Below are 23,609 nucleotides of genomic sequence, written 5' to 3'. Positions count from 1 at the left end.
CGCCTTGCCGTCCCAGTACGCCGGCCACTTCACGGCCGACTCCAGCGCCGCGTCGAAGCGGTAGACCGGACCGGCCATCGGCGCGCCGCCGTTGAGCTCGGGGAAGCTGTTCGGGTTGGTGCCACCGGTGTAGTGGATGGTCGCCGGGATGGCGGCCGGGATGTTGGTCAGACCGGTGTTGTTCGGCGAGTTGTTGACCGGCGCGGCGCAGTTGAACGCCGACCCGGACACCTTCGTCGCGAAGTCGTAGTCGATGTACGGCGTGTTGTTGCCCACGCAGTACGGCCAGCCGTAGTTGCCCGGCTTGCTGACCAGGTTCCACTCCACGGTGCCCAGCGGACCCCGGCTGGGGTTCGTGGCGCCAGCGTCGGGACCGTAGTCGGCCACCATGAGCAGGCCGGTCTTGGCGTCCAGGCCCATCCGGAACGGGTTGCGGAAGCCCATCGCGTAGATCTCGGGCCGGGTCTTCTCCGTCCCGGGCGCGAAGAGGTTGCCCGCGGGGATGGTGTAGGTGGCGTCGTCCTGCGGGGTGATGCGCAGGATCTTGCCGCTCAGGTCGTTGGTGCTGCCGGCGGTGCGCTGCGCGTCCCAGGAGGCGCGGCCCGCCTGCTCGTCGATCGGCGTGTAGCCGTCCGAGGCGAACGGGTTGGTGTTGTCACCGGTGGCCAGCCACAGGTCGCCGGTCTTGTGGTCCAGCACCAGGCCGCCGCCGTGGTGGCAGCACTCGGCGCGCTGGGTCGGCACGTTGAGGACGACCTTCTCGCTCGCCATGTCGAGCGTGTCGCCCACGACGGTGAACCGGCTCAGCCGGTCGGCGTTGGCGCCCGAGGGCGAGTAGAAGACGTACAGCCAGCCGTTGGTGTCGAAGTCCGTGTCCAGGGCCAGGCCCATCAGGCCGCTCTCGTTGGCGGTGAACACGTTGAAGCGCGCGGCGGTGACCGTCGCGCCCGTCGGCTTGATGATCTTCAGGTCGCCCAGGCGGTCGGCGTAGAAGACCCGCCCGTCCTTGGCGACGTCCAGCATCATCGGGTTGGAGGTGTTGTCGTCGAGCGTGACCTTCTCGAAGCTGCCGCTCTGCGAGGCGGCGCAGTCGGCCTTCTCCACGCCGGCGGCGGTCCGGATGCCGCCCAGCAGCATCTTCACGAAGTTCGGCTCGGTGAAGCTCTCCTTGGTGTGGCCGAGGCCGGTGTACCAGGAGCGTCCGCCGTCGTAGTCCTGACACCACGTGATGGGGTGGTCGATCCCCATCGTGCCGCCGGTGTAGGACTTCTCGTCCAGCGAGGCCAGGACGTGCGTGGTGGCGCGCGGGTTGGTCTGGAAGTCGTACCACTCGTCGACCCGGGTCCACGAGGTGGGCAGGTGCGCCGTGGAGGGGTGGGCGGGGTCCTCGACCTTGACGGTGGCCTGCTGGGTGGCCGGGTGGGCCTTGAAGTAGCCGCCGACGAGCTTGCCGTACCACTCCCAGTTGTAGCCGCCGTCGGAGGCGGCGTGCACGCCGGCGAAGCCGCCGCCGGCCTGGATGTAGCGCTGGAAGGCGTCCCGTTCGGCCTGCGAGCTCAGCGGGTCGCCGGTGGTGGACATGAAGACCACGGCCGAGTACTGCGCCAGGTTGGCGTCGGTGAACAGGGCGCTGTTCTCGGTCGCGTCGACCGCGAAGTTGTTCTCGGTGCCGAGCTTCTGGATGGCCGCGATGCCGTCCGGGATGGAGTCGTGCCGGAAGCCGGTGGTCTTGGAGAAGACCAGCACCTTGAACTCGGGGTCCGCGGCCGCGGCGGCGTTCGCCTGGGCCGGCAGGAGGGTGAGGACGGGTATCAGGGGCAGCACGAGGGCGGCGGCCGTGGCCACCGCCGTACGGCGCAGGGAGAACTTTCGGGGGGATGGCAGGATCTTCGCGAACCTGGCCCACGTTCGAGAACGTGGTGACATGGATGTCCCTTTCCTGACTGGGAGTACGTCAGGCAAGCGCGCGCCGCCGCGCTGGTGCCACTGGTGTTACCGGGGGTCGGTGCCGCAGGGACTGGTGCCGCAGGGACTGGAGGTGCCGACTCCAGGCTCTGGGAGGGGCCGGCAGATGATTGCCAGCTATGACACGGATGTGTCTAATGTGGTTCTTTTATGCTCCGCAGACTAGATCGTTTCGCAGAGAGTGTCTAGATGTTACGGTCGTCTTAACTAAACTTTCGTCCAATCAAACGAAAGTCGCGGGCCCAGCCGCATCAAAAGGTGGTGGTGACGACGAACCGGCCGGAGAATCCGTACCAGGCGGCGCTGCTCCAACTTCTCCGGGACGGACCCCGGTCACGGGCCGCGCTCGCGGACCTCACGGCTGATCCGGGCGCCCCCGCGGGGTCGCCCAACCCGTGGCGCATGTCCCGCTCGAAGCTCAACGCCGAACTGGACCGGATCCTCGACCTGCGCCTGGCCGAGCTCGACGGCCTCGCCGCCTCCCGCGGCGGCCGCCGTTCCGATCTGGTACGGCTCTCGCGCGACACCCGCTTCGCGGGCATCCACATCGGCGCGACCTCGATCGACGTGGCCGTCACCGACGGCGAGCTGACCGTCCTCGGCCACGTCAACGAGCCCTGCGACATCAGGCTCGGCCCGGCCCACGTGTTCGAACGCGTGCTGGCCCTCACCGGGAAACTCCGCGAACCAGGGCTCTTCACCCATCTCCACGGCGCCGGCGTGGGCATCCCCGGCCCGGTCAGCTTCGCCGAAGGCATCCCGGTCCTCCCGCCGATCATGCCCGGCTGGGACCGGTACCCGATGCGCGACACCCTCAGCCAGGAGCTGGGCTGCCCGGCCGTGGTGGACAACGACGTGAACATCATGGCGCTCGGCGAACTGCACGCCGGGGTGGCGCGCCAGGTCGACGACTTCCTGCTCGTCAAGATCGGCACCGGGATCGGCTGCGGCATCGTCGTGGACGGCAAGATCTACCGGGGCGTCTCGGGCAGCGCCGGCGACATCGGCCACATCCGGGTGGACGAGCAGGGCCCGGTGTGCGCGTGCGGCAACACCGGCTGCCTGGAGGCGTACTTCGGCGGCGGCGCGCTGGCCCGGCAGGCGCGGGACGCGGCGCGGTCGGGGGCGTCGCCGTACCTGGGGGGACGGCTGGCCGCCGCGGGGACGCTGTCGGCCGAGGACGTCGCCGTCGCCGCCACCCAGGGCGACCCGGCGGCGATCCAGCTCATCCGGGACGGCGGGCGGCACGTGGGCCAGATCCTGGCGGGGCTGGTCAGCTTCTTCAACCCGGGACTCGTGATCATCACGGGCGGGGTGGCCCGGCTGGGCCACGTCCTGCTCGCCGAGATCAGGAGCGTCGTGTACCGCCGGTCGCTGCCGCTGGCGACCGGGAACCTGCCCATCGTGCTGTCGGAGCTGGGCGACACCGCGGGGGTCGTGGGGGCGGCCCGGCTCGTCAGCGACCACGTCTACTCGTCCTGAGGGCGCCCGGGAAGGAAAGCACAGAACCCTCGCCGTCGGAGGGGGGAGACGGCGAGGGTTCGTTCTGAGGTGGAGGCTGCCGGGGAGGCCGGTTGGTGGCCGCCCCCCGCCGTTGACCGACGGGGGGCGGACGTTCTCAGCGGCCGACGTTGGCTTCGTGGCCGATGGACAGGCCCGACTCGACGTCGAAGAAGTGGAGGTTGTGGGTGTCCACGACGAGCTCGATGTTCTGGCCGGGGCGGACGTGGCTGCGGGCGTTGACGCGGGCGGTCCAGAGGGACTTGTCGCCGGTCAGCGGCAGCGCGGCGGCCTCGTCCTCGTCACCGTCGTGGGCGGCGGCGACCGTGTCCTTGTGCTCGACCGGCGGCGCGTCGATGGTGAAGAGCACGTTGATCTCGGAGCCCAGCTCCTCGGTGACGTTGGCGCGGACCGGCAGGCGCACCCAGCCGGAGGCGCTGCCGTTGGCGGCGACCGAGTCCTCGAAGTCGGAGGGGCGGATGCCGAGGATGATGCGCTTGCCGATGTACCGGTCGAGGCCGGGCTTCTCGGCGAAGGTGGAGTCGGGGACCGGCAGCTTGTAGCCGGCGAAGGCCACGGCGGCGCCGTTCGCGTCGCGGACCATCTCGGCGGTGACGAAGTTCATGGACGGGGAGCCCATGAAGCCGGCGACGAACAGGTTGACCGGGTTGTCGAACAGGTTCTGCGGGGTGTCGACCTGCTGGAGCAGGCCGTCGCGCAGCACGCAGACGCGGTCGCCGAGGGTCATGGCCTCGACCTGGTCGTGGGTGACGTACACGGTGGTGACGCCGAGGCGCTCGTGCAGCTGGTTGAGGGAGGCGCGCATGGAGACGCGGAGCTTGGCGTCCAGGTTGGAGAGCGGCTCGTCCATGAGGAAGGCCTGCGGCTCGCGGACGATGGCGCGGCCCATGGCGACACGCTGGCGCTGACCGCCGGAGAGCGCGGCCGGCTTGCGCTTGAGGTACTGCTCCAGGCCGAGCATCTTGGCGGCCTCGTTGACGCGCTTGGCGATCTCGGCCTTGGGCATCTTGCGGAGCTTGAGACCGAAGGCGAGGTTCTCCTCGACCGTCATGTGCGGGTAGAGCGCGTAGTTCTGGAACACCATGGCGATGTCCCGGTCCTTCGGCGGCAGGTGGTTGACGACCCGGTCGCCGATGGCGATCTCGCCGCCGCTGATGTCCTCGAGGCCGGCGATCATCCGGAGGGCGGTGGACTTGCCACAGCCCGACGGGCCGACGAGAACCATGAACTCGCCGTCCTTGATCTCCAGGTTCAGGCCGTTCACGGCCTTGACCCCACCCGCGTAGATCTTGTCGACGTTGCTCAGAACGATGGATGCCATGCCAGTCCTTAAACGCTGCCCGAGGACCGGCACGGAATCCCCCGTCGCCGGTCTCCACTAGGGGAAAAGTGGATACGTTTTCATGCATCTCACCCGAACCGGACATGACTGTCAAGCGATTCCCTTAGTTTGCGCCTGTCATGACATTCCCGTTATCGGATCGAGACTGGCGGTGACGATGGAACTTTGATGGAATCGTTTCCATGAGCAGTCCGCAGCGCCGTACCACGATCAAGGATGTGGCCGAGCTGGCCGGGGTGGGCGTCGCGACCGTGTCGCGGGTGCTGTCCGGCGGCTCGGCGAGCGCGGAGACGCGGGAGCGGGTGCTGGACGCGGCGACCAAGCTGGACTACCGGCCGAGCGCGCTGGGCCGGAACCTGCGGCAGCAGCGCAGCGGCGGGATCGCGCTGCTGGTGCCGGACATCACGGACAACTTCTACGCACGCCTGGCCGACGGGGTGCTCTCCTGCGCCCGCTCGTACGGCGAGCCGGTCACCATCGGCGTCACCGGCGACGACCCCGAGCAGGAGGCCGACCTGGTCGGCTCGCTGCTGGAGCAGAGCATGGACCGGGTGGTCGCGGTGCCCTCCGGGGACGGCGAGATGTGGGCGCCCGCGCTCCGGGCCGGGCTGAGCGTGGTCTTCGCCGACCGGCGGGTGTGGCGCGCCCCCGGCCAGCAGCGGGTGCTGGCCGAGGTGCCCGCCGTGCTCGCCGACGACCGCGCCGGGGTCCGTACGGCCGTGGAGTACCTGACCGGCCTCGGCCACCGCAAGATCGGCTTCCTGGCCCGGCACGGCCAGTCGCACCGTATGCAGGCCTTCCGCGACGCCGTCGGGGACGCGCTGGACGAGGAACTGGTGGTGCCCGCGCGGGCCAGCCGGGACTCCGCGTACGCGGCGGCGGCCGGGCTGCTCCAGCGGCGGCCCGACGTCACGGCCGTGCTGACCGGCGACAACATGCTGGGCGAGGCGGCGGTGCTGGCCGCCAGGGAACTGGACGTGCGCATCCCGCGCGATCTTTCCCTGGTCATGTTCGACGACGTGCCGTGGGCCGAGCTCTGCGCTCCCCCGCTCACGGTGGTCGCCCAGCCGGCGCAGGACATCGGCTACCGCGCGGCCGAGCTGGTGATGCGCCAGGGCCGCCGCCCGCGCACGGTGACCCTGCCCACCCAGCTGATCGTCAGGGGCAGCTGCGGCCCGCGCAGGTGACGGTGGTGCGCTGCGGCCGCACCAGCGGCTGAACCGGAACGTACGGCTTCGCCGCGCTGTACGGCTCGCGCAGGTCCAGCTCAATGGACACGCTCCGCCGCGGCCCGAGTTCCACCAGCTTGGAGTAGACGGGGTGGAGCCGTTCCGTCTCAAGGATCATGCTGGTGGGCTTGCCGTCGATCCTGGCCGCCTGGAGGCTGGCGCCGACGGGGGCGTACAGGGAGATCCAGAGCCGGTTCGTGCCGATGGCGGGCTGGTCGTGCGGCCGGTCCATCCGGTAGGTCACGTACTTGGGGAGGTCGCCCTCGGGCACGCCGTTGGTCAGGCGGAGCCGGATCCGGCTGCGCCGCCAGTCGCCCTCGCGGACGCCGAGGTCGTAGTGGAGCTCCCGGTCCAGGTAGTAGTCGAGCTTGGTGCCGCCCGAGTTGTTGACCACCAGGCCCGCGTACGGCCCCCGCCCGGTGGGCAGCGCCCCGCCCAGCGCGGTCACGGCGAGTCTGGCCTGGTCGCGTTCGTGCCGGCTCCAGACGCGCAGCCTGCCCTCCTCGACCAGCTGGAAGAAGACCGGCAGGGCCGCGGGGCCGGGCAGGCGTTCGGTCAGCGCCGCGCCGACCGAGCGGGCGATGGTGACGAGGAAACGTTTGCGTTCGACCGGGTCCTGGTAGCGGGCGTAGGCCGCGCGCTCGGTCAGGTCGACGACGTTGGCGGCCGTGACCTGCTCGCCGCCGGGCAGCGTGACCGCCCCGACGAGGGCGAGCAGCCGGGCCAGGCCGACCGGGTCGGTCGCGATGGCGCCGTCCAGGCGGCTGCCGGTCTGCCGTTCCCAGAGCCGGGTCCACGTCCGCGCCGCGTACGGGAAGTGCGGCGAGAGGTTGGAGTTGGAGAGCAGCTGGGTCGCGCTCGGCCCGTAGCGGGACAGGAACGCGGGTCCGTGGTCGACCACGGACGTGGTGGCGTTCTCCAGGCCGGTGTTCGCGGCCAGGTGCCTGATCCGGAACTTCCCGCCGCCGGCGGACAGGATGCCGAACGCCCCCACCAGCCCGCCCGTGCCGCGGGCCTCGGCGTTGGTCTGGAAGGCCAGGAAGTAGCGGGTGGGCTCCTCCCGGCCGAACAACGAGGGCAACACGACGATCTGGGCTAGTTTGTCCACCCAGCCGCGCAGCCGGTCGATCTCCTTGAGCGCGGTCGCCCGCGCGACGTCGATGGTGCCGGTCCCGGTGTCCCCCGGCACGACGATCAGCTCGGCGCGCGCCCGGGCGAGCCGGAGCCGCGCCCGCTGCACCGAGTCGGCCAGACCGGCGTCGGCGAGCTTGGCCAGCAGCCCGGTCAGGCCGGGCATCCCGCCGGCGACCGGCGTGCGCAGCACCGCGACGACGGACCTGAGTTCGTCGAGCGCGGCGGTGAGCTCGTCGGCCGCCCGCGCGATGCCGCGGACAGCCACCGCCTCCTCCCCCAGCAGCGGGAGCCGGGACAGCAGGTCCCAGTCCGCGCCGCCGGTGAACCGCCGGGCCGCCGCCGCGTGCTCCCGTGCCTGCGTCAACGCGATGACGAAGTCGGGCAGGGAGTTCAGCAGCGGCTTCCCGGTTTCCGGCGGGCCCGCGCGCCCGGTGCTGGACCGGGCGGCGGACAACGCCGACGACAGATCGCCCTGTGCCTCGGCCAGGGCCGATCGGGTCGCGGAGAGGTGGTGCCAGGTGGTCAGGACCAGGTAGGCCGACCACCCGACGGCCATGGCGGGCAGCACGCCGATGAGCGCGAGACCCGCCAGGAGGCGGCGCTTGTCCACTGTTACTCGGCTCTGGCTACTCGGCCGCGCCCGCGCGACGACGGCGGACCGCGATCAGGGTGCCGGTGAGGCCGATGGCGAGCAGGCCACCGCCGACCGCGGCCACGGCGCCGACCGGCGCGCCGGTCCACGGCAGGGTGGCAGCCCCGCCGCCGCCCGCGCCGACGGCGTGGCCACGACGGCCGAACATGCCGCCGAGGTCACCCGGGTCGGCGAAGTCGCCGGCGTCGAGCAGGTTGCCGAACTCCCTCATGTCCTGGTGCGACCAGCGGTGACCGTGGTCGCTGTCGTCGTGGTGACCGTGGTGCCCGTGGTCGCGGTGGTCGCCGAACTCGAAGTGACCGAAGTCCCCACGGTCGGCGTGGTCACGGTGGCCGCCGCGGTCGCCGCGGTCCCCGATCTGACCGCGGTCCCCGAGCTGGCCACGGTCACCGGACTGGCCACGGTCACCGATCTCGCCGCTGTCGCCCTGGTCCTGGTGGAACACCGTGCTCCCGCGAACCACGTTGCCACGGAAACGATCGTTGAAGCGCTGGTCGTTGAACTGGCGCTGATCGTTGTCCTGACGCTGGTCGTTGTTCACGCGGATGTCCACGTCGTTGCTGGTCTCGTGGTTGCCCCCGTGGTTGTTGCCCCCGTAGTTGCCGTGCACCTTCTTCTTGCACTTCCACTGGTGGTTACAGGGCGCCGTGGTGGTGACGACCGGGTACGGCAGGTGCATCCGCGACCCGTCCAGGTAACCCTTCCGGTAGCCTGCCGCCCAGCCGAGAACCCAGCCGTCCCGGTAGGCGGTGGCCCAGCCCACCGGAGCGGCGGGCGGGTTGGGCGCGGCGTCGCCGGTCGTCTGCCCGATGGCGTCGCCGATCGCGAAGCCCGCGGCGTACCCGGCGGCGAAGCCGTCCGAGTACCCCTCGCCGAAGTTGTTCACGTCGCCAGGCGGCGGCGTGGGCGGGTACGGCGCGGCGATCGCCGCCGCGAGGTACCCGGTGCTAGTAGGAACCGCCGACGCGCTGTTCGCGTGTGCGACGTTAATGGTCATTCCGCTCAGGGCAAGGCCAAAGGCTGCCCCGAGCAGAAGGGTGATCTTATTTTGTGCGGCCATGTCCGACTCCCCGGCGCCAGATGTGCTGAGCCCCGCATTCGGGTCACATGGCCCTATTCCACGGTGACATCACGGCGCGAATCCGTGCGGACGCGCCCACTTCAGAGAAAGATCACCTTTTGTTGACCGGGATCAGATGGTCTTCTCCAGGGCCGAGACCAGCTCCGGGTCGTCCGGCTGGACCTTGGGCGCGAACCGCGCGACGACCTCGCCGGAGCCGTTCACCAGGAACTTCTCGAAGTTCCACTGGATGTCGGCGCCCTCGCCGATCAGCTCGCGGTAGAGCGGGTGGCGCTCCTCGCCGTTGACGTCGGTCTTGGCCAGCAGCGGGAAGTCCACGCCGTAGGTGGTGGAGCAGAACTCCTGGATCTCCTCCGCCGAGCCGGGCTCCTGGCCGAAGAACTGGTTGCACGGCACGCCGACGACGGTGAAGCCGCGCTCGCCGTAGTTGCTCTGGAGCTGGACCAGGCCGGCGTACTGCGGGGTGAGGCCGCAGCGCGAGGCGACGTTGACGACCAGGGCGGCCTTGCCGCCGAGCAGCTCGCCGAGCGTGGTGGGCGCACCGGCGAGCGTGGTCACAGGAATGTCAAGGATGCTCATAAGGCGACTCTACCCAGAACATGATTCGGTCTCCGATTCCGGAGGCGTGTCCCGTGCTCATCCCCGGGCCCGGATCTCAAACCCCACGGGCGCGCCATCTCCGGGGCAGCCGCAGGCATGATCGTCTTCGGGCCGGGTCAGCTCCGCCCCGCGAGACGTGCGGTGTTCGGCGGGTGATCGGCAAACATCTCTCCGTAGCGTGTCGATGTCAGCGCGGCAGGCCGGGTCGGCGTACTTCAATCCGCGCTATGGACACGTCGCGGAGCCGCCGGGAAGCCAGGGAGCCCGGCACACGGCCGAGCGGACGGACCCCGCCCACGCCATGGGCGCGGACCGCGTCCGGGCGCATCCACGCGCCCGGCTCCGCACGCGACCCGGAGACAAGGAGCGTCTTGGACAGACAGCGCGCCATGCGCACCACCACAGCCGCGGCCGTGCTCGCCGTGGCGGCTCTCGGTTCGGCTCCGGCCTTGGCGGAGAGCAAGGCCGGAAGAGCCGGGGACCTGCACCTCGGCAAGTGGCAGATCCACCAGGGCACCTGGCGGACCACCGCCCGGATGGCCGCCAAGCGGCTCGCCAACCCGGCCTCGACGAAGGTCCGCAGCAAGGCCTTCGCCTCGCGGCTGGTCAGCAGGAAGTTCTGGTCGGGCGAGCAGTTCCAATGCCTGGACAGCCTGTGGACCAGGGAGAGCAACTGGAATCACCGGGCGTACAACCGCTGGTCGGGCGCGTACGGCATTCCGCAGGCGCTGCCCGGGGACAAGATGGCCCGGATGGGCGGGGACTGGCGGATCAACCCGCAGACCCAGATCCGCTGGGGCCTGAAATACATCAAGGGTCGATATGGGTCACCATGTGGTGCGTGGGGACACTTTAGGTCGCACAATTGGTATTAGAAGAGAACCCAGGGGAAGGGGTGCCTCTTCGGTGGAACGCCCGGGGTGATCAGCCCCGGGCGTTCTGCTTGCGTACGGCGATCGCCTCGATCAGCAGGTCCAGGCCGAAGTCGAACTCGGCGTCGTGATCGCAGGACAGCAGGTGCGGGGAGAGCGCCCCGATCTCGGGGAAGAGCTGGACGTCCACGTCCGCGACCCGGATGTCGCCGCGGTGGACCGGCGCGAAGCCGGGCGTCACGCCGACCTCCCGGAGCAGCGAGCCCACCACGTACGCGATGAAGACCCGGAAGATCTGCACCGCCTCCCGGCCGTCGAAGCCCGCGCCGCGCAGCGTCGCCAGCGCCCGCTCCACCGGGAGCATGCCGGCCGTGGAGGCGAGCTGGCGGCTGACCACCACCATGGTGGAGCGCGGGTAGTGGTGGGCGATCTGCCGGAACGTGCGCGCCTGCACGCGGACCCGCTCGGTCCAGTGCGCGGCCGGGTCGTCGGTGAACTCGATCTCCGAGAGCACCGCCTCGGCCACGCCGTCCAGCAGGGCGGACTTGTTCGGCACGTGGTTGTAGAGGGACATCACGCCCACGCCGAGCTCGGCCGCGATCCGGCGCATGGACACCGCGTCCGCGCCCTCCCGCTCGATCAACTCGATGGCGGCGGCGACGATCCTGGCGCGGGTGAGCGGTGGCACGGTTCCTAGTATTGACCGACGTACACCGTACGTGCCACTGTCGTACGTACGCCGTACGTGTAGGAGGTCGCCGTGTCGACTCACGAGCTCTACACCATCCCCGCCGAACTCTCCACGTGGAACGTGGGCATGGCCGGGCACGCCCGCTTCACCTGGGAGTACGACGACGGGCGGGACCGCATGCTGGCCCTCTACCAGAAGGGCAAGGACAAGCAGTGGGACTCGGCGAAGCGGATCGACTGGGGGCTCGAGGTCGACCCGTACGACGTGCTCGGCATCCCCGACGAGACGATCGCCATCTACGACTCGCCGCTCTGGCACAGGATGGACGAGAAGGCCAGGAAGGACGTCAGGCTGCACGGCGCGGCCTGGCAGTTCTCCCAGTTCCTCCACGGTGAGCAGGGCGCGATGATCTGCTCGGCCCGGATCGTGGAGTCGGTCCCGGACCTGGACTCCAAGTTCTACGCGGCCACCCAGACCATGGACGAGGCCCGGCACGCCGAGACCTACGCCCGGTTCCTCCAGGAGAAGGTGGGCATGGCCTACCCGATCAACGAGCACCTGAAGTCGCTGCTGGACGCCACGCTCACCGACTCGCGGTGGGACATGCCGTACCTGGGCATGCAGGTGCTGATCGAAGGGCTCGCGCTGGCCGCGTTCGGGGTGATGCGCGACATCACCACCAAGCCGCTGCCCAAGCAGATCCTCGCGTACGTGATGCAGGACGAGGCCAGGCACGTCGCCTTCGGCCGGATGGCGCTGCGGGACTACTACCGCGGCCTGACCGACGCCGAGCGGCGGGAGCGGGAGGACTTCGTCATCGAGGGCTGCTGGCTGATGCGGGACCGGCTGCGCGGCCGGGAGCAGTGGGAGGCGCAGGGCCTGTCCAGGGCGGAGACCGACGAGGCGATGCGGTGCGTGGACGAGTCCCGCTACCTGCAGATGTTCCGGTCGCTGCTGTTCAGCCGGATCGTGCCGTGCGTGAAGGACATCGGGCTGTGGAGCCCGCGGCTCCAGCAGGCGTACCTGGACATGGGCGTGCTGGACATGGCCGGGCAGAACCTGGACACGCTGATGCGGCAGGACGAGGAGATCGCCGAGAAGCTGGACGCCCTCCGGTTCGCCGAGGAGGAGGCCGAACGCCACCGGGAGGTCGCCGAGACCATCGAGATGGCCTCAGCCGATTGACGCGACACCCCGGTGGCGTCCCCCGCGCACGTCAGGCGCAGGCGTCGGCGACCTTCTGCATGGTGTCGGTGCCGCCCTTGATCGCGATCTGGGCGGCGTCCACGGCAGTCGAGCCGGTCACCTCGATCTTCTTCAGCTCTCCGGCGTAGTCCTGCACGGCCTGCTTGACGGTGGCGTCGCCGATGGTCGCGGCCTTCGCCTCGACGTCGGTGGCCGCCGCGCCGATGCTGGTCTTCAGCTCCTTGGCCTTGCCGGCCAGCGAACTGAACTCCGTCAGCTTCGCGCCGATGAGCATCGGCACCTCCGAGCACTCCGCGGGCAGGTCGGTGCGGGGCGCCGAGGGAGCGGCGGCCGGCGGCCCGGTGACCGGCGTGCTGCAGCCCGCGAGCAGCAGGGCCAGCAGGAGCGCCGGAAGGGCCGGCGGGAGGGTACGCATGACGGGAAACCCTAGCGACGCCCGCCGGAACCGACACGTCCGCGGCGCATCCGCCCAGGACAGGGCCTGAAATATTCAGAAGAGCGCCCTGCCGAGCACGAAGGAGAGCGAACCGGCGATCACCGCGAGGGTGCCCGCCCAGGCGAGTACGGCGTCGAAGCTGTCGCGCAGCGGCAGCCCGTCCCTGAGCGCCCGCTGCACCCGCTGGTACCGGAGGCCGGTCCTGGCCAGCAGCACCGCGCCGGCCAGCGCGGCCGCCAGGAAGAAGGCCCCGGTGACCGGCCCCCCGCCGTGCCGGAGGGCGGCGCCGCCCGCGCCCAGGCCGATGGTGGCCAGCGCGGCGGCGGTGCGGACCCAGGCCAGGCGGGTGCGCTCGCTCTGCAGCCCGGCGCCCGGAATCATGCGCTGACGATCATGCGCTGACGACGATCAGCACCAGGGCGAGGAGGGCGACCAGAGCGACGCCGTACCCGAAGATCGGGGCGAGGCGGGGCGGCGGCAGGGGCTCCGCGCGGCGCAGGGCGCGCTGCACCTGGCGCCAGCGGGGATAGGCGAGCAGGGCCGCGAACGCGGCGAGCGCGACCAGGACCACCGCCAGGAGCGTGCGCACCCAGGGCACGAAGAGGTTCTCCGGCAGGGCGGCCATGGCGACCCCGCCCGCGCACAGCGCGAGCGAGGTGCTCAGCCACGTCAGAAACGTGCGTTCATTGGCGAGCGTGAAGCGGGGATCGGGCTCGTTCCCTTCCATGAAAAATAGGATATTTCACCGCATTTCCCCTAGGGATTCAGGCGCACGCCTTCGTGAGCGTCTCCACCCACGCGACCGAGTCGGTGGCGATCTTCTGCAGCGCGTCCACCGCGTCGTTGGCGTCCTGCACGTTGTATCCGTCGAGCTTGGCGGCCACGCCGTCGGCGGCCTCCTTGAGGGAGGTGTTGGCCGCGTCGTCGGCCAGCGTGGTCAGCTTGTTCGCGCCCTCGTTGAGGGCCTTCTCCACCGCGGCGGGATCGCTCGCCAGGCTGGTGATCTTGGACACTGTCTCGGTGACGATGCCGGCGGCCTCGATGCACTGCTGGGTCTTCTGGGCGGCTCCGGACACCTCTTCGATCGCGCCACATCCCGTGACCAGAACCGCTGCCATCGAAAGAGTAATTACGGGGAGAAGTCGCATGCCCGCGACTCTAATGCACGGATCCCGGCGGCGGCGGGCCCTGCGAAAGGACCCGCCGCACGTGTTCACAGCTTGGTGAAGCAGGGTCCGTCCAGCGTGTACGCCTGGGCGGTGGGTCCGGTGTAGAAACCCTTGGTGGTGGTGACGCCGGTCGGGGCGGCCTCGTCCACCTTGTTGATCAGGGTCTGCCGGAACACCGCCGAGTTGGGGTCGCCGGAGTAGTTCCCGGCCTCCGGCGGCAGCATGCCCTCGTAGTCCACCGTGGTCAGCGACTTGACGGCGGCCAGCAGCCCGGCCCGGCTGATGTCCCCGCCCGCCACCATCTTCTCCAGCGCGGCCTTCATCGGGTACGCCCATGCCCAGCCCGAGGTGTACCCGTCGTTGGGCGTCACGCTGCCCAGCGCCTCCCGCATCGCCTGGTGTCCCGGGGTGTCGGCGGCCCAGGGCATGCCGGGGGCGGACTGCTCGTAGAGCGCCTTGAGCGCCGGCCCGGCCGGGCTCTGCACCAGCGCCACGTTCCAGGTCGGCCCGGTGCCGATGAACCGGCCCTCGAACCCGGCGGCGGCGCTCTGCCCGACGATCGCGGCCAGGTCGGCCGGACCGGTGGTGACGATCACCACGTCCGGCTTCTCCTTGGTGATCGCGGTGATCGCGCCGCCCTGCGCGGTGGCCCCGGACGGCGTCTCGACCGCGGTGAACTTCACGCCGTTCTTCTCGGCCGCGATCTTCGCGCCCGCGGCGGCGTCGGCGCCGTAGTCGCCCGGGTAGTACACGGCCATGACCGAGTCCGGCTGGTACGTCTCCACCGCGTAGTCCACCGCGTTCATGGCCTCGATGCAGTACGGCGCGCCGCTCTCCAGGATCACGTCCTCGAACTCCCAGGCCGAGGTCCACGAGGCGGGGGCGGCCACGATGCTGTTGGCCTTGAGGTCGTCCAGGATCGCGGCCGTGGTCGGCGAGCCGAGCGTCTGCACGATGCCCAGCACCTTGTCCTTGATCTCGTTGTAGACCTGCCGGTGCGTCTCCGGGTTGTACTTGTTGTCGCGGACGTAGGTGTCCACGTCCACCTCGTACTTGCCGCCGACGCCGCCGGCCTTGTTGACGCGCGCCCAGAAGACCGACTGCGCCTTGGTGATCGGTACGGCCTGGGCCGCGAAGGGACCGGCCGTCAGGTCGGAGATCGTGCCCAGGTAGATGCAGCCCTTGGCCTGGTCGACGGCCTTCGGGCAGGGCTCGCGGGTGACGCCCGCCGCGAGCGGGCCGCCGGTGGCCTGCTCCTCCTCGTTCCCCCGGACGACCCCACACGAGGACAGCAGCAGCACCGCCGCCACCACGATGACGATATTCCTATTCATGTCGCCCCTTTCAGTAGGAGAACGGCCACGATTTCCAGTAGGTGCGGACCCGGAGCCAGAGGCCGTACAGGCCGCGCGGCTCGAAGACCAGGAAGACGATGATCAGCAGGCCGTAGAGCACGGTCTCGACCTGGAAGACGTTGGGGGTCTGGGTGGTGTCGGCGCTGATGAACGGCAGCAGCGCGGGCAGTTCCCGGGTGACCGGCGACAGCAGCGTGATGAACAGCGCGCCGGCGATGGACCCGGAGACGGTGGCCACGCCGCCGATCAGCACCATGGCGATGTACTGCACCGACAGCAGCAGGCTGAAGGAGCCGGCCTCGAAGTAGCCGCCGCTGACGGAGTAGAGCAGGGCTCCGGCGCAGCCGGCGTAGAACGAGGAGACGCCGAACGCGAGGACCTTGTACCTGGTCAGCGGCACGCCCATGACCTCGGCGGCGATGTCCCTGTCGCGGATGGCGGCGAACCCGCGGCCGATCCTGGACCTGGCCAGGTTCCTGGCGCCGATGGCGAAGAGCACCAGGAGGACCAGGACGAGCAGGTAGAGCTGCTGCTCCGGGGAGCCGAGCGGTCCCGGCTGGTCCAGCCGCCAGCCGAACAGGTCGGGCACCGCCGCCGGGCGGCCGACGCCGGGCCCGCCGGTCAGGTCGTCCCACTCCTTGAAGATGTGCTCGCCCAGGAAGACCAGCCCGAGCGTGACGATCGCCAGGTAGAGCCCGCGCAGCCGGGTGGCCAGCGGCGCGACCAGCACCCCGGCCAGCGCGGCCACCAGACCGGCGGCCGGCAGCCAGACCAGCAGGTTCGTCACGCCGAAGCCCAGCGTGCGGCCGGCCGGGTCGCCGGACAGGGCCGCCGCCGTGTACGCGCCGATGGCCAGGAAGAACGCGTGCCCGAGCGAGACCTGCCCCGCGTAGCCGGTGACGATGTTGAGGCCGATCGCCCCGATCGCGGCCACGAAGGCGGTGGCCAGCAGCTCCAGCGTGTGGTCCACCAGGACCTGGGAGAGCGCCAGCCCGAACAGGATCAGGCCGCCGCACCACAGCTTCTTGGCCCAGGTGTCGAGCAGGGCCATGTCCTGCGTGTAGGAGGTGTAGAGCAGCGGCCTTCCCCAGGTCCGTACCTTCCGGTCGGTATGTGTCATACCCGCTCAACCTCCGGGGTGCCGAACAGTCCGTACGGCCGGACGAGCAGAACCACCAGCATCACCACGTACGGCGTGACGACCGCGAAGTTCTGCCCCAGCCAGGGCGCCACGTCACCCTGGTAGGACTGGGCCAGCGACTCCACCACCCCGATGGCCAGGCCGCCGATCACGGCCCCGCCGAGCGAGTCGAGCCCGCCCACGATGATCGCGGGCAGCGCCTTCAGCGCGATGATCCAGGTCAGCTGGTCGACGCCCTGGCCGGTGCCGACGAAGGTGCCGGCGATGGCGGCCAGCCCGCCGGCCAGCCCCCAGGAGAGCGCGAACACCATGCCGACCGAGACGCCCTGGGCGAGCGCGGTCTCCTGGTCGAAGGCGGCGGCGCGCATGGCCAGGCCGTACCGGGTGTGGCGGAAGAACAGGAAGAGCAGGCCGACCAGGACGGCGGCGGCCACGAACATGGCGATCCAGCGCTGCTGGATGGTGACGCCGCCGAGGGTGACCAGCGAGAAGCCCCAGGGGTCGCCGACCTGGCGCACGTCGGTGCCGATGAAGCCGTTGGCGACGACGCGGACCACCACGTCCACGCCCAGGCTGATGATCGCGATCACGAACACCGGGCGGCCGATCATCGGGCGGATCGCGATGCGCTCGATGACCAGGGCGACGCCGGCCACCAGCAGCGCGGCCAGGACCACCGCGAGGTAGAAGCCGGTGATCTCGGCCAGGTAGCTGACCGCCACCGCACCGGCGATCATGAAGGACGGCTGGGCGAAGCTGATCACGCGGGTGGCCTTGTAGATGATCACGAATCCGAGCGCCAGCAGCGCGTAGACGGAACCGTTGCCCAGCCCGCGGATCAGCGTCTCGATCATCGGTACAGCCCTTCGACGAGGTCCTCGAAGAGCCGGGCCACCGCGCCGCGCTTGACCTTCTGGGTGGCGGTCAGCTCGCCGTCCTCGTGGTCCAGTTCCTTGGGCAGGAAGGCGAACCGCCGGACCTGCTCGACCCGCGCGAACCGCTCGTTGACGCCGTCCACGATGCCCTGCACCAGCTCCCGCACCTCCGCCTTCTCCGACAGATCCCGATAGGTCGTGTACGGCAGGCCGCGCCGCCGCGCCCACTCCCCCACCGTCTCCAGCTCGATCCCGATCAGCGCCGCCAGGTACGGCCGCCGATCCCCGACGACCACCGCCTCCTTGACGTACGGCGACGCCTTCAGCGCGTTCTCCAGCTCCGACGGCGCGACGTTCTTGCCTCCGGCCGTGATCAGGATGTCCTTCATCCGATCGGTGATCTTGATGTGGGTGCCGTCCACCCAGGCCCCGACGTCGCCGGTGTGCAGCCAGCCGTCCTCGTCCAGCACGGCGGCCGTGGCCCGCGGGTCGCGCCAGTAGCCCGCGAAGTTGCCGGGATGCCGGGTCAGGATCTCGCCGGTGGCCTCGTCCAGGCGCAGCTCCACCCCGTCGTGCGGCTCGCCGACCGTGCCCAGGCGGACCCGGCCGGGGCGGTTGCCGGTGGCCACGGCGGAGTTCTCGGTCATGCCGTACACCTCGTGCATGGGCAGGCCGATGCCCATGAAGAACTTGAGCACGTCGGCGGCGATGGGCGCGGCGCCGGAGGCGGCGTAGCGGACCCGGCGCAGGCCGAGCCGCTCGCGCAGCGCCCGGTAGCAGAACAGCCAGCCGACCGCGTACGCCGCGCGGGTGCCGACGGTGTGCCGGCCGCCGGCGCGGACCAGGGCGTCCCCGATGCGGTCGGCGACCCGCAGCCAGAAGCGCAGGGTGAGGCGTTTCAGCGGCGAGGCCGAGTCCAGCCGGGTGTTCACCCCGGCCAGGACCTTCTCCCAGATCCTGGGCACGCCGAACAGGATCGTGGGCTGGACCTCGCGCAGGTTGGCCGGCACGGTCTCGATCGACTCGGCGAAGTTGACCTGCACTCCGGCGGCGGCGTTGAACCAGACGGTGAACGCGCGTTCGGCCACGTGGCAGAGCGGCAGGTAGGACAGGACCAGGTCGCGCGGGGCAGGCGGCGGCACGGCCACGGTGGTCAGCGTGTTCACGGCGAACTCGACGTTGGCGATGGTGAGCATCGCGCCCTTGGGCGGCCCGGTGGTGCCGGAGGTGTAGATCAGGGTCATCAGGTCGCCGGGCTCCGATCCGGCCATCCGGCGGGCCACCGCGCCGGGATTCTCGTCGCGGTGGGTCCGCCCGAGTTCGAGGAAGTCCCGCCAGAAGATCAGCCGGGGGTCGGCGTAGCCGGTGATGCCCCTCGGCTCGATGTACACGATGTGTTCGAGCTCCGGGCACTCGTCGAGGACGGCGAGGGCCTTGTCCACCTGCTCCTGGTCCTCGGCGATCAGGATGCGCGCCCCCGAGTGCGCGAGCAGGTAGGACACCTCCGCGGCGGGGTTGGTCGGGTACAGGCCGACGGTCACGCCACGCACGGCGACGATGCCGAGGTCGGAGTAGAGCCATTCGCGCCGGTTCTCCGCATGCACCGCGACCCGGTCGCCCGGCTCCACGCCCAGCGCCAGCAGCGCGTGGCCGACCAGCTCCACCTGCTCCCAGTACTGCCCCCAGCCGACCTCCTGCCAGATGCCGAACGCCTTCTCCCGCAGCGCCACCCGGCCGGGCGTGGCCAGCGCGCGGTCCCGGACCCTGGTCACCACCGAGGTGGTGACGGACTGCGTGACGACGGTCATGACTCCCCCAGATACGCCTCGATGACCTTGGGATCGCGCTGCACCTCGGCCGGCGTGCCCAGCGCCACCTGCCGGCCGAAGTCCAGCACCAGCACCCGGTCGGCCAGGTCCATGACCAGGCCCATGTCGTGGTCCACCAGCACCAGCGGGATGCCCAGGTCGTCCCGGATGTCCAGGACGAACCTGGCCATGTCCTCGGTCTCCTCCAGGTTCATGCCGGCCACCGGCTCGTCCAGCAGGAGCAGCTTCGGCTCCATCGCCAGCGCCCGCCCCAGCTCCACCCGCTTCTGGATCCCGTACGGCAGGAGCCGGACCGGGTGGCGGCGCCAGGCGGCCAGGTCCAGGAAGTCGATGATCTCCTCCACCTGGGCGCGGGCGGCCAGCTCCTCCCGGCGGGCCCGGCCCAGCCAGGCCGCGGCGGCGAGCGTGCCGTACCGGAAGTGGTGGTGGCGGCCGAGCATGAGGTTGTCCAGGACGGTCAGGTTGTGGAACAGCTCGACGTTCTGGAAGGTCCTGGCCAGGCCCATGGCGGCGATGCGGTGCGGGCGCAGGCCCAGGATCGGCTCGCCGAGGAAGCGCACCGCGCCCCGCTGCGGCCGGTAGACGCCGGACAGCACGTTGAAGACGGAGGTCTTGCCCGCCCCGTTCGGACCGATCACGGCCAGCAGCTCGGCCGGGCCGACGTCGAAGGAGACGCCGTCGATGGCGGTCACCCCGGCGAAGGAGAGCCCGACGTCGCGTACCGAGAGCACGTTCGTGAGAGCCGTCATGAGAGCCATCGCTTCCGCCGCTTGTAGTGCTTGACCTCGCGGAACGACTTGGCCGCGCCCTCCGCGCCCAGGCCCAGGTAGAACTCCCTGATGTCCTCGTCGGAGAGCAGTTCGGCGGCCGGGCGGTCCATGACCACCTTGCCGGTCTCCAGCACGTAGCCGTGGGCCGCGATGGACAGCGCCATCCGGGCGTTCTGCTCCACCAGCAGCACCGTGACGCCCTGCTTGTTGATCTCGACGACGAGGTCCTTGATCTGCCGTACCAGCGCGGGGGCCAGACCCAGGCTGGGCTCGTCCAGCAGCAGGTAGCGGGGGCCCGCCATCAGCGCCCTGCCCAGCGCCAGCATCTGCTGCTCGCCCCCGGACAGGTAGCCGGAGACGCTCCTGCGGCGGCTCCTGAGCACCGGGAACAGCCCGTAGACCCGGTCCAGGTTGGCGGCCAGGGCGCGCGGCGCGGTGTGCGCGCCGACCCGCAGGTTCTCCTCGACGGTCAGCTCGGCCAGGATGCGCCGGCCCTCCATCACCTGGCTGATCCCGCGCCGGACCACCTGCGCCGGGCGCAGCCCGTGGATGGGCTCGCCGTCCAGCGTCACCGAGCCCTTCGTGACGACGCCGTCGTGCACGTCCAGCAGCCCCGACAGCGCCCGCAGCAGCGTGGTCTTCCCGGCGCCGTTCGCGCCCAGCAGCGCCACCACGGAGCCCTCCGGCACGCGCAGGCTCACCCCGCGCAGCACCAGCATCACGTCGTCGTACACCACTTCGAGGTTGCGGACTTCCAACATGGAGGCTCCTCACCCTGTGAAGTGAGAGTCCCCCGGGGATCACGCCTGATCAAGGGGTGGTTGCCAAATCGGAATAATGCTCTGGACATAAGATTGGGGCCATGGGGACCTGTGAGCATCTGATCAAGGCCGGAGACACCCCGGCCAACACACCCGAAGGCTGCGAGGAGTGTCTCAAGGAGGGCCGTCGCTGGGTTCATCTGCGCCGATGCCTGAGCTGCGGGCACATCGGCTGCTGCGACTCCTCGCCGGGCCGGCACGCCACGGCGCACTACAAGGAGACCGAGCACCCGGTGATCGCCTCGTTCGAGCCGGGCGAGACCTGGCGCTGGTGCTACCTCGACAACGTGATGGGCTGACGGCCGCCGCTAGTCCCGCTCCAGGGTGGCCTCTTCGAAGTCCATGTCGGCCATGACCCGGCGCAGCACCTCGTCGTCGATGCGGCGCTGGTCGCGCAGCCGGATGAAGACCTGCCGCTCGGCGGCGAGCATCTCCCGGCGCAGCCGCCGGTAGACGGTGGCGGGGGTCTCCTCGCCCTCCGGCCCGGTGCCGCCGCCGAGCCTTTCCCATGCCTGCAGCGCGGCGCGCTCCGACCGGGTCCTGAGCTGGTCGACCACCTGCTGGTGCACCTCCAGCACGCCCTCCTCGGCCACCAGCTCCTCCAGCCTGGCCAGGCCCGCCGCCGCGGCGGCCTGCTGGGCGGCGGCCTCGGTGAGGTCGTCCTGGAACCGCTCCTGCTCGTTGCTGACGCCCAGCTTCCTGATCAGCCACGGGAACGACAGGCCCTGCACGACCAGGGTGCCGATGACCACCGCGAAGGTGAGGAAGAGCAGCAGGTCGCGCTGGGGCAGATTCTCCTTGGGCAGCGCGAACGCCGCCGCCAGCGAGACCACGCCGCGCATCCCGGCCCAGCCCACCACCGCGACGTGCTGCCACGGCACCTGCGTCTCGCTCGACCGGATCTTCTTGGACACCACCCGGGGCAGGTACGTCCCCGGGACCAGCCAGGCCAGCCGCGAAAGCACGGTCACCGCGAACAGGGCGATCGCGTATCCGGCCACCTGCCAGGGGTTCTGGCCGTGCAGCCCCCGCACGACCACCAGCAACTGCAGGCCGATCAGCGCGAACACGATCGACTCCAGCAGGAAGTCGACCACCTGCCAGACGGCCCGGGAGAGCAGGCGGGTGCCGTAGGAGGTGTTGCTCATCTGGTGGCCGAGGTAGATCCCGACGACCACCACGGAGATCACGCCGGAGGCGTGCACCACCTCGGCGGCCAGATACGCCGCGTACGGAATCATCAGCGAGAACGCGTTGGCCACCAGCGCGTCGCCGATCCTGGTGAGCAGGCGGCTGGCCAGGTAGGCGAGGACCATGCCGATCAGCAGGCCGACCCCCGCCGCGTACGCGAACTGGCCGGCCGCGCTGAGAAAGCCGGCGCTCACGCCCGCGAGGGCGCCCACGGCGACCCGGTAGGCGGTCAGCGCGGTCGCGTCGTTGAACAGGCTCTCCCCGATGAGCACGGTCATCGGGCGCCGGGGCAGTCCCAGCTTGCGGCCGATGGCCGCCGCCGCCACCGCGTCCGGCGGGGCCACGATCGCGCCCAGCGCCAGCGCCGCGGCCAGCGCCAGGCCGGGGATCAGCGCGTACGCGGTGAGGCCGATGGCCAGCATGCTGAACAGCACCAGGCCCACCGACAGCAGCATGACCGGGCGCTTCACGTCGCGCAGCCGCAGGTAGGAACTGTCCAGCGCGGCCGAGTAGAGCAGCGGCGGCAGGAAGACGAACAGCACGATTTCCGGGCTGAGACTGTACTCGGGGACGCCCGGGATGACCGAGACGACCAGACCGGCGAGCACCAGGAGCAGGGGGGCGCTCAGGTTCAGCCGGCGGGCCAGCCCGGCGACCGCGAGCGCACCGGCGGGAAGCAGGAGGAGCTGCACTGCCGAGATCGCGTCCATCAGACGCAGAGCCTAGCCGCCATTCCCGGTGTTTCGGACAGGCGGGAGGGGGTCAGGCGGAGCTCACCAGTCCCGCTGGTCGTCGCGGTCCGGCGGGCGCAGGCGCTCCCCGGTCGCGTACATCTGCTCCTGCGGCACGTACGGCCTGGCCACCGGGCCGAGGCCGAGCGGGTCCGCGGGGTCGACCTGCGGCTGCTGCGGTTGCTGCTGCTGGTAGCGGGGGTCCCTCGGGTCCGGGTACTGCTGCGGTTCCGGCTGGTAGTGGTAGTCCTGCTGGTACTGCGGCTGGGGCTGGGCGTACCGGGGGTCGGGCTGGTGGCCCTGGTAGTGCGGCTCGGCGTACTGGGGTTCCGGCTGGGGTTCGGGGTCGAAGCGGTAGGCCGGCCGGCCGGGGATCGGCGAGGGGAACTGGTACACCGGCTCGGCGGGGCCCGCCGGCTCGTACGGCGGCTGCTCCCGGGGGGCCTCGCGCTCACGCGGCACGGGCACCCGCTGGGGCCCGGAGTCGACGGCCACCAGGCGGTCCCGGTTCGGGGTGCCGCGGGCGACCAGGACGTCGTTGGGCCCGAGCGCCGCCGCGGCGGGCGCGGGGGCGGGCTGCGGGGGCGGGGCGTAGGCGGGGGTGTCGGGGTAACCCTGCTCGTAGCCCACCGGCGCCGGGGGCCGCGTGTACTGCCCGGTCCCCGGGTAGTCCTCGAACTCGGGCTGCGGGAAGGGGCCGGTCCCGTCCACGACGGCCTGCGGCGCCTCCAGGGTGCCGCCGGCCTCCGCGAAACCCACGTCGAGGGTCTCCAGGAGACGGCCGACATCGTCCATGGGCATGCGGAAACTGGCCGTGCACATCTCGCCGCGCCAGAGGCTCAGCACGAGCGTTCCCTCGTGCCAGGTGACGCGCAGAACACGGTCCTGACCTCTAGCGTCAAAGAAAACTTCGCCGAACGACGGCAGCGGGACGACTTCCGACATGACAGACATAGTGCCTTTACCTGCCCTTATCCGTCCACTCGACCTCTAGAAAC

The 23,609-nt window shown here is 70.6% G+C and carries 23 protein-coding genes; 5 read left to right on the top strand and 18 right to left on the bottom strand.

The window, feature by feature from the left end; genetic code table 11:
- Window positions 1–1,926: ThuA domain-containing protein (locus Aph01nite_RS28285; protein WP_204044053.1), on the bottom strand; the 1,926-nt coding region annotated here is incomplete at its 3' end.
- Between the two features lie 303 nt (window positions 1,927–2,229).
- On the opposite strand from Aph01nite_RS28285, the gene Aph01nite_RS28280 reads away from it, so the two are divergent.
- Window positions 2,230–3,447 (top strand): ROK family protein, encoded by a 1,218-nt coding sequence (locus Aph01nite_RS28280; protein ID WP_239162039.1) that lies wholly within the window; start codon window positions 2,230–2,232, stop codon window positions 3,445–3,447.
- Window positions 3,448–3,583: 136 nt separating this feature from the next.
- Here the strand turns inward: Aph01nite_RS28280 and Aph01nite_RS28275 are convergent, their stop codons facing one another.
- Window positions 3,584–4,807, bottom strand: coding sequence for an ABC transporter ATP-binding protein (locus tag Aph01nite_RS28275; RefSeq protein ID WP_204044051.1), 1,224 nt, complete (start codon window positions 4,805–4,807; stop codon window positions 3,584–3,586).
- A gap of 203 nt (window positions 4,808–5,010) precedes the next feature.
- Here Aph01nite_RS28275 and Aph01nite_RS28270 point away from each other — a divergent pair, with 203 nt between their 5' ends.
- Window positions 5,011–6,015, top strand: a complete 1,005-nt coding sequence (locus tag Aph01nite_RS28270) for a LacI family DNA-binding transcriptional regulator (RefSeq protein ID WP_204044050.1) — start codon at window positions 5,011–5,013, stop codon at window positions 6,013–6,015.
- Here the strand turns inward: Aph01nite_RS28270 and Aph01nite_RS28265 are convergent.
- The 3 genes from Aph01nite_RS28265 to Aph01nite_RS28255 form a co-directional block, all read right to left on the bottom strand.
- Window positions 5,987–7,801: a DUF4012 domain-containing protein gene (locus Aph01nite_RS28265; protein WP_204044049.1), complete on the bottom strand. Its 1,815-nt coding sequence runs from the start codon at window positions 7,799–7,801 to the stop codon at window positions 5,987–5,989. The genes Aph01nite_RS28270 and Aph01nite_RS28265 overlap by 29 nt on opposite strands.
- Before the next feature lie 16 nt (window positions 7,802–7,817).
- Window positions 7,818–8,840: a hypothetical protein gene (locus tag Aph01nite_RS28260; RefSeq protein WP_204044048.1), complete on the bottom strand. Its 1,023-nt coding sequence runs from the start codon at window positions 8,838–8,840 to the stop codon at window positions 7,818–7,820.
- Between the two features lie 195 nt (window positions 8,841–9,035).
- Window positions 9,036–9,503: a glutathione peroxidase gene (locus Aph01nite_RS28255; protein WP_204044047.1), complete on the bottom strand. Its 468-nt coding sequence runs from the start codon at window positions 9,501–9,503 to the stop codon at window positions 9,036–9,038.
- A gap of 392 nt (window positions 9,504–9,895) precedes the next feature.
- Here Aph01nite_RS28255 and Aph01nite_RS41710 point away from each other — a divergent pair, with 392 nt between their 5' ends.
- Entirely contained in the window at window positions 9,896–10,399 is a 504-nt protein-coding gene (locus Aph01nite_RS41710) for an aggregation-promoting factor C-terminal-like domain-containing protein (RefSeq protein ID WP_239162038.1), read from the top strand.
- 49 nt (window positions 10,400–10,448) lie between these two features.
- On the opposite strand, the gene Aph01nite_RS28245 is transcribed toward Aph01nite_RS41710, so the two are convergent.
- Window positions 10,449–11,084: a TetR/AcrR family transcriptional regulator gene (locus Aph01nite_RS28245; protein WP_204044046.1), complete on the bottom strand. Its 636-nt coding sequence runs from the start codon at window positions 11,082–11,084 to the stop codon at window positions 10,449–10,451.
- Window positions 11,085–11,156: 72 nt separating this feature from the next.
- Between Aph01nite_RS28245 and Aph01nite_RS28240 the strand changes: the two genes are divergently transcribed.
- Window positions 11,157–12,272: a ferritin-like domain-containing protein gene (locus Aph01nite_RS28240; protein ID WP_204044045.1), complete on the top strand. Its 1,116-nt coding sequence runs from the start codon at window positions 11,157–11,159 to the stop codon at window positions 12,270–12,272.
- 31 nt (window positions 12,273–12,303) lie between these two features.
- Here Aph01nite_RS28240 and Aph01nite_RS28235 read toward each other — a convergent pair whose 3' ends face one another.
- The 10 genes from Aph01nite_RS28235 to Aph01nite_RS28190 all read right to left on the bottom strand — a co-directional run bounded on the left by Aph01nite_RS28235 (window position 12,304) and on the right by Aph01nite_RS28190 (window position 20,629).
- A complete protein-coding gene (locus Aph01nite_RS28235; RefSeq protein ID WP_204044044.1) occupies window positions 12,304–12,708 on the bottom strand; it encodes a DUF8711 family protein in 405 nt (134 codons plus the stop codon).
- A gap of 75 nt (window positions 12,709–12,783) precedes the next feature.
- Window positions 12,784–13,110: a DUF202 domain-containing protein gene (locus Aph01nite_RS28230; protein WP_204044043.1), complete on the bottom strand. Its 327-nt coding sequence runs from the start codon at window positions 13,108–13,110 to the stop codon at window positions 12,784–12,786.
- A 10-nt stretch (window positions 13,111–13,120) separates the two neighbouring features.
- Window positions 13,121–13,456, bottom strand: coding sequence for a YidH family protein (locus Aph01nite_RS28225; protein ID WP_204044042.1), 336 nt, complete (start codon window positions 13,454–13,456; stop codon window positions 13,121–13,123).
- A gap of 37 nt (window positions 13,457–13,493) precedes the next feature.
- Entirely contained in the window at window positions 13,494–13,847 is a 354-nt protein-coding gene (locus Aph01nite_RS28220; RefSeq protein ID WP_239162037.1) for a DUF8711 family protein, read from the bottom strand.
- Window positions 13,848–13,942: 95 nt separating this feature from the next.
- Window positions 13,943–15,232, bottom strand: a complete 1,290-nt coding sequence (locus tag Aph01nite_RS28215; protein WP_204044040.1) for an ABC transporter substrate-binding protein — start codon at window positions 15,230–15,232, stop codon at window positions 13,943–13,945.
- Window positions 15,233–15,242: 10 nt separating this feature from the next.
- Window positions 15,243–16,373: a branched-chain amino acid ABC transporter permease gene (locus Aph01nite_RS28210; protein WP_204044039.1), complete on the bottom strand. Its 1,131-nt coding sequence runs from the start codon at window positions 16,371–16,373 to the stop codon at window positions 15,243–15,245.
- Window positions 16,370–17,248, bottom strand: coding sequence for a branched-chain amino acid ABC transporter permease (locus Aph01nite_RS28205; RefSeq protein ID WP_204044038.1), 879 nt, complete (start codon window positions 17,246–17,248; stop codon window positions 16,370–16,372). Before Aph01nite_RS28205 ends, Aph01nite_RS28210 begins: the two co-directional genes overlap by 4 nt.
- Window positions 17,245–19,077, bottom strand: coding sequence for an AMP-dependent synthetase/ligase (locus tag Aph01nite_RS28200; RefSeq protein ID WP_204044037.1), 1,833 nt, complete (start codon window positions 19,075–19,077; stop codon window positions 17,245–17,247). The genes Aph01nite_RS28205 and Aph01nite_RS28200 overlap by 4 nt, the downstream gene beginning before the upstream one ends.
- Window positions 19,074–19,847: an ABC transporter ATP-binding protein gene (locus tag Aph01nite_RS28195; RefSeq protein ID WP_204044036.1), complete on the bottom strand. Its 774-nt coding sequence runs from the start codon at window positions 19,845–19,847 to the stop codon at window positions 19,074–19,076. The genes Aph01nite_RS28200 and Aph01nite_RS28195 overlap by 4 nt, the downstream gene beginning before the upstream one ends.
- The gene (locus Aph01nite_RS28190; protein ID WP_204044035.1) at window positions 19,844–20,629 is read right to left on the bottom strand and encodes an ABC transporter ATP-binding protein; all 786 of its coding nucleotides are present in this window, start codon (window positions 20,627–20,629) and stop codon (window positions 19,844–19,846) included. The genes Aph01nite_RS28195 and Aph01nite_RS28190 overlap by 4 nt, the downstream gene beginning before the upstream one ends.
- A gap of 101 nt (window positions 20,630–20,730) precedes the next feature.
- Here Aph01nite_RS28190 and Aph01nite_RS28185 point away from each other — a divergent pair, with 101 nt between their 5' ends.
- A complete protein-coding gene (locus Aph01nite_RS28185) occupies window positions 20,731–20,988 on the top strand; it encodes a ubiquitin carboxyl-terminal hydrolase 14 (RefSeq protein ID WP_204044034.1) in 258 nt (85 codons plus the stop codon).
- Between the two features lie 9 nt (window positions 20,989–20,997).
- Here Aph01nite_RS28185 and Aph01nite_RS28180 read toward each other — a convergent pair whose 3' ends face one another.
- Complete coding sequence (locus Aph01nite_RS28180) at window positions 20,998–22,590, bottom strand: Na+/H+ antiporter (RefSeq protein ID WP_204044033.1); 1,593 nt, start codon at window positions 22,588–22,590, stop codon at window positions 20,998–21,000.
- A 63-nt stretch (window positions 22,591–22,653) separates the two neighbouring features.
- Window positions 22,654–23,556, bottom strand: coding sequence for a hypothetical protein (locus Aph01nite_RS28175; protein ID WP_204044032.1), 903 nt, complete (start codon window positions 23,554–23,556; stop codon window positions 22,654–22,656).
- Between the last annotated feature and the right edge of the window lie 53 nt (window positions 23,557–23,609).

This window comes from Acrocarpospora phusangensis (genome assembly GCF_016862995.1).
Taxonomy (GTDB): Bacteria; Actinomycetota; Actinomycetes; order Streptosporangiales; family Streptosporangiaceae; genus Acrocarpospora; species Acrocarpospora phusangensis.
This window is presented reverse-complemented; position numbering and strand designations above follow the sequence as displayed.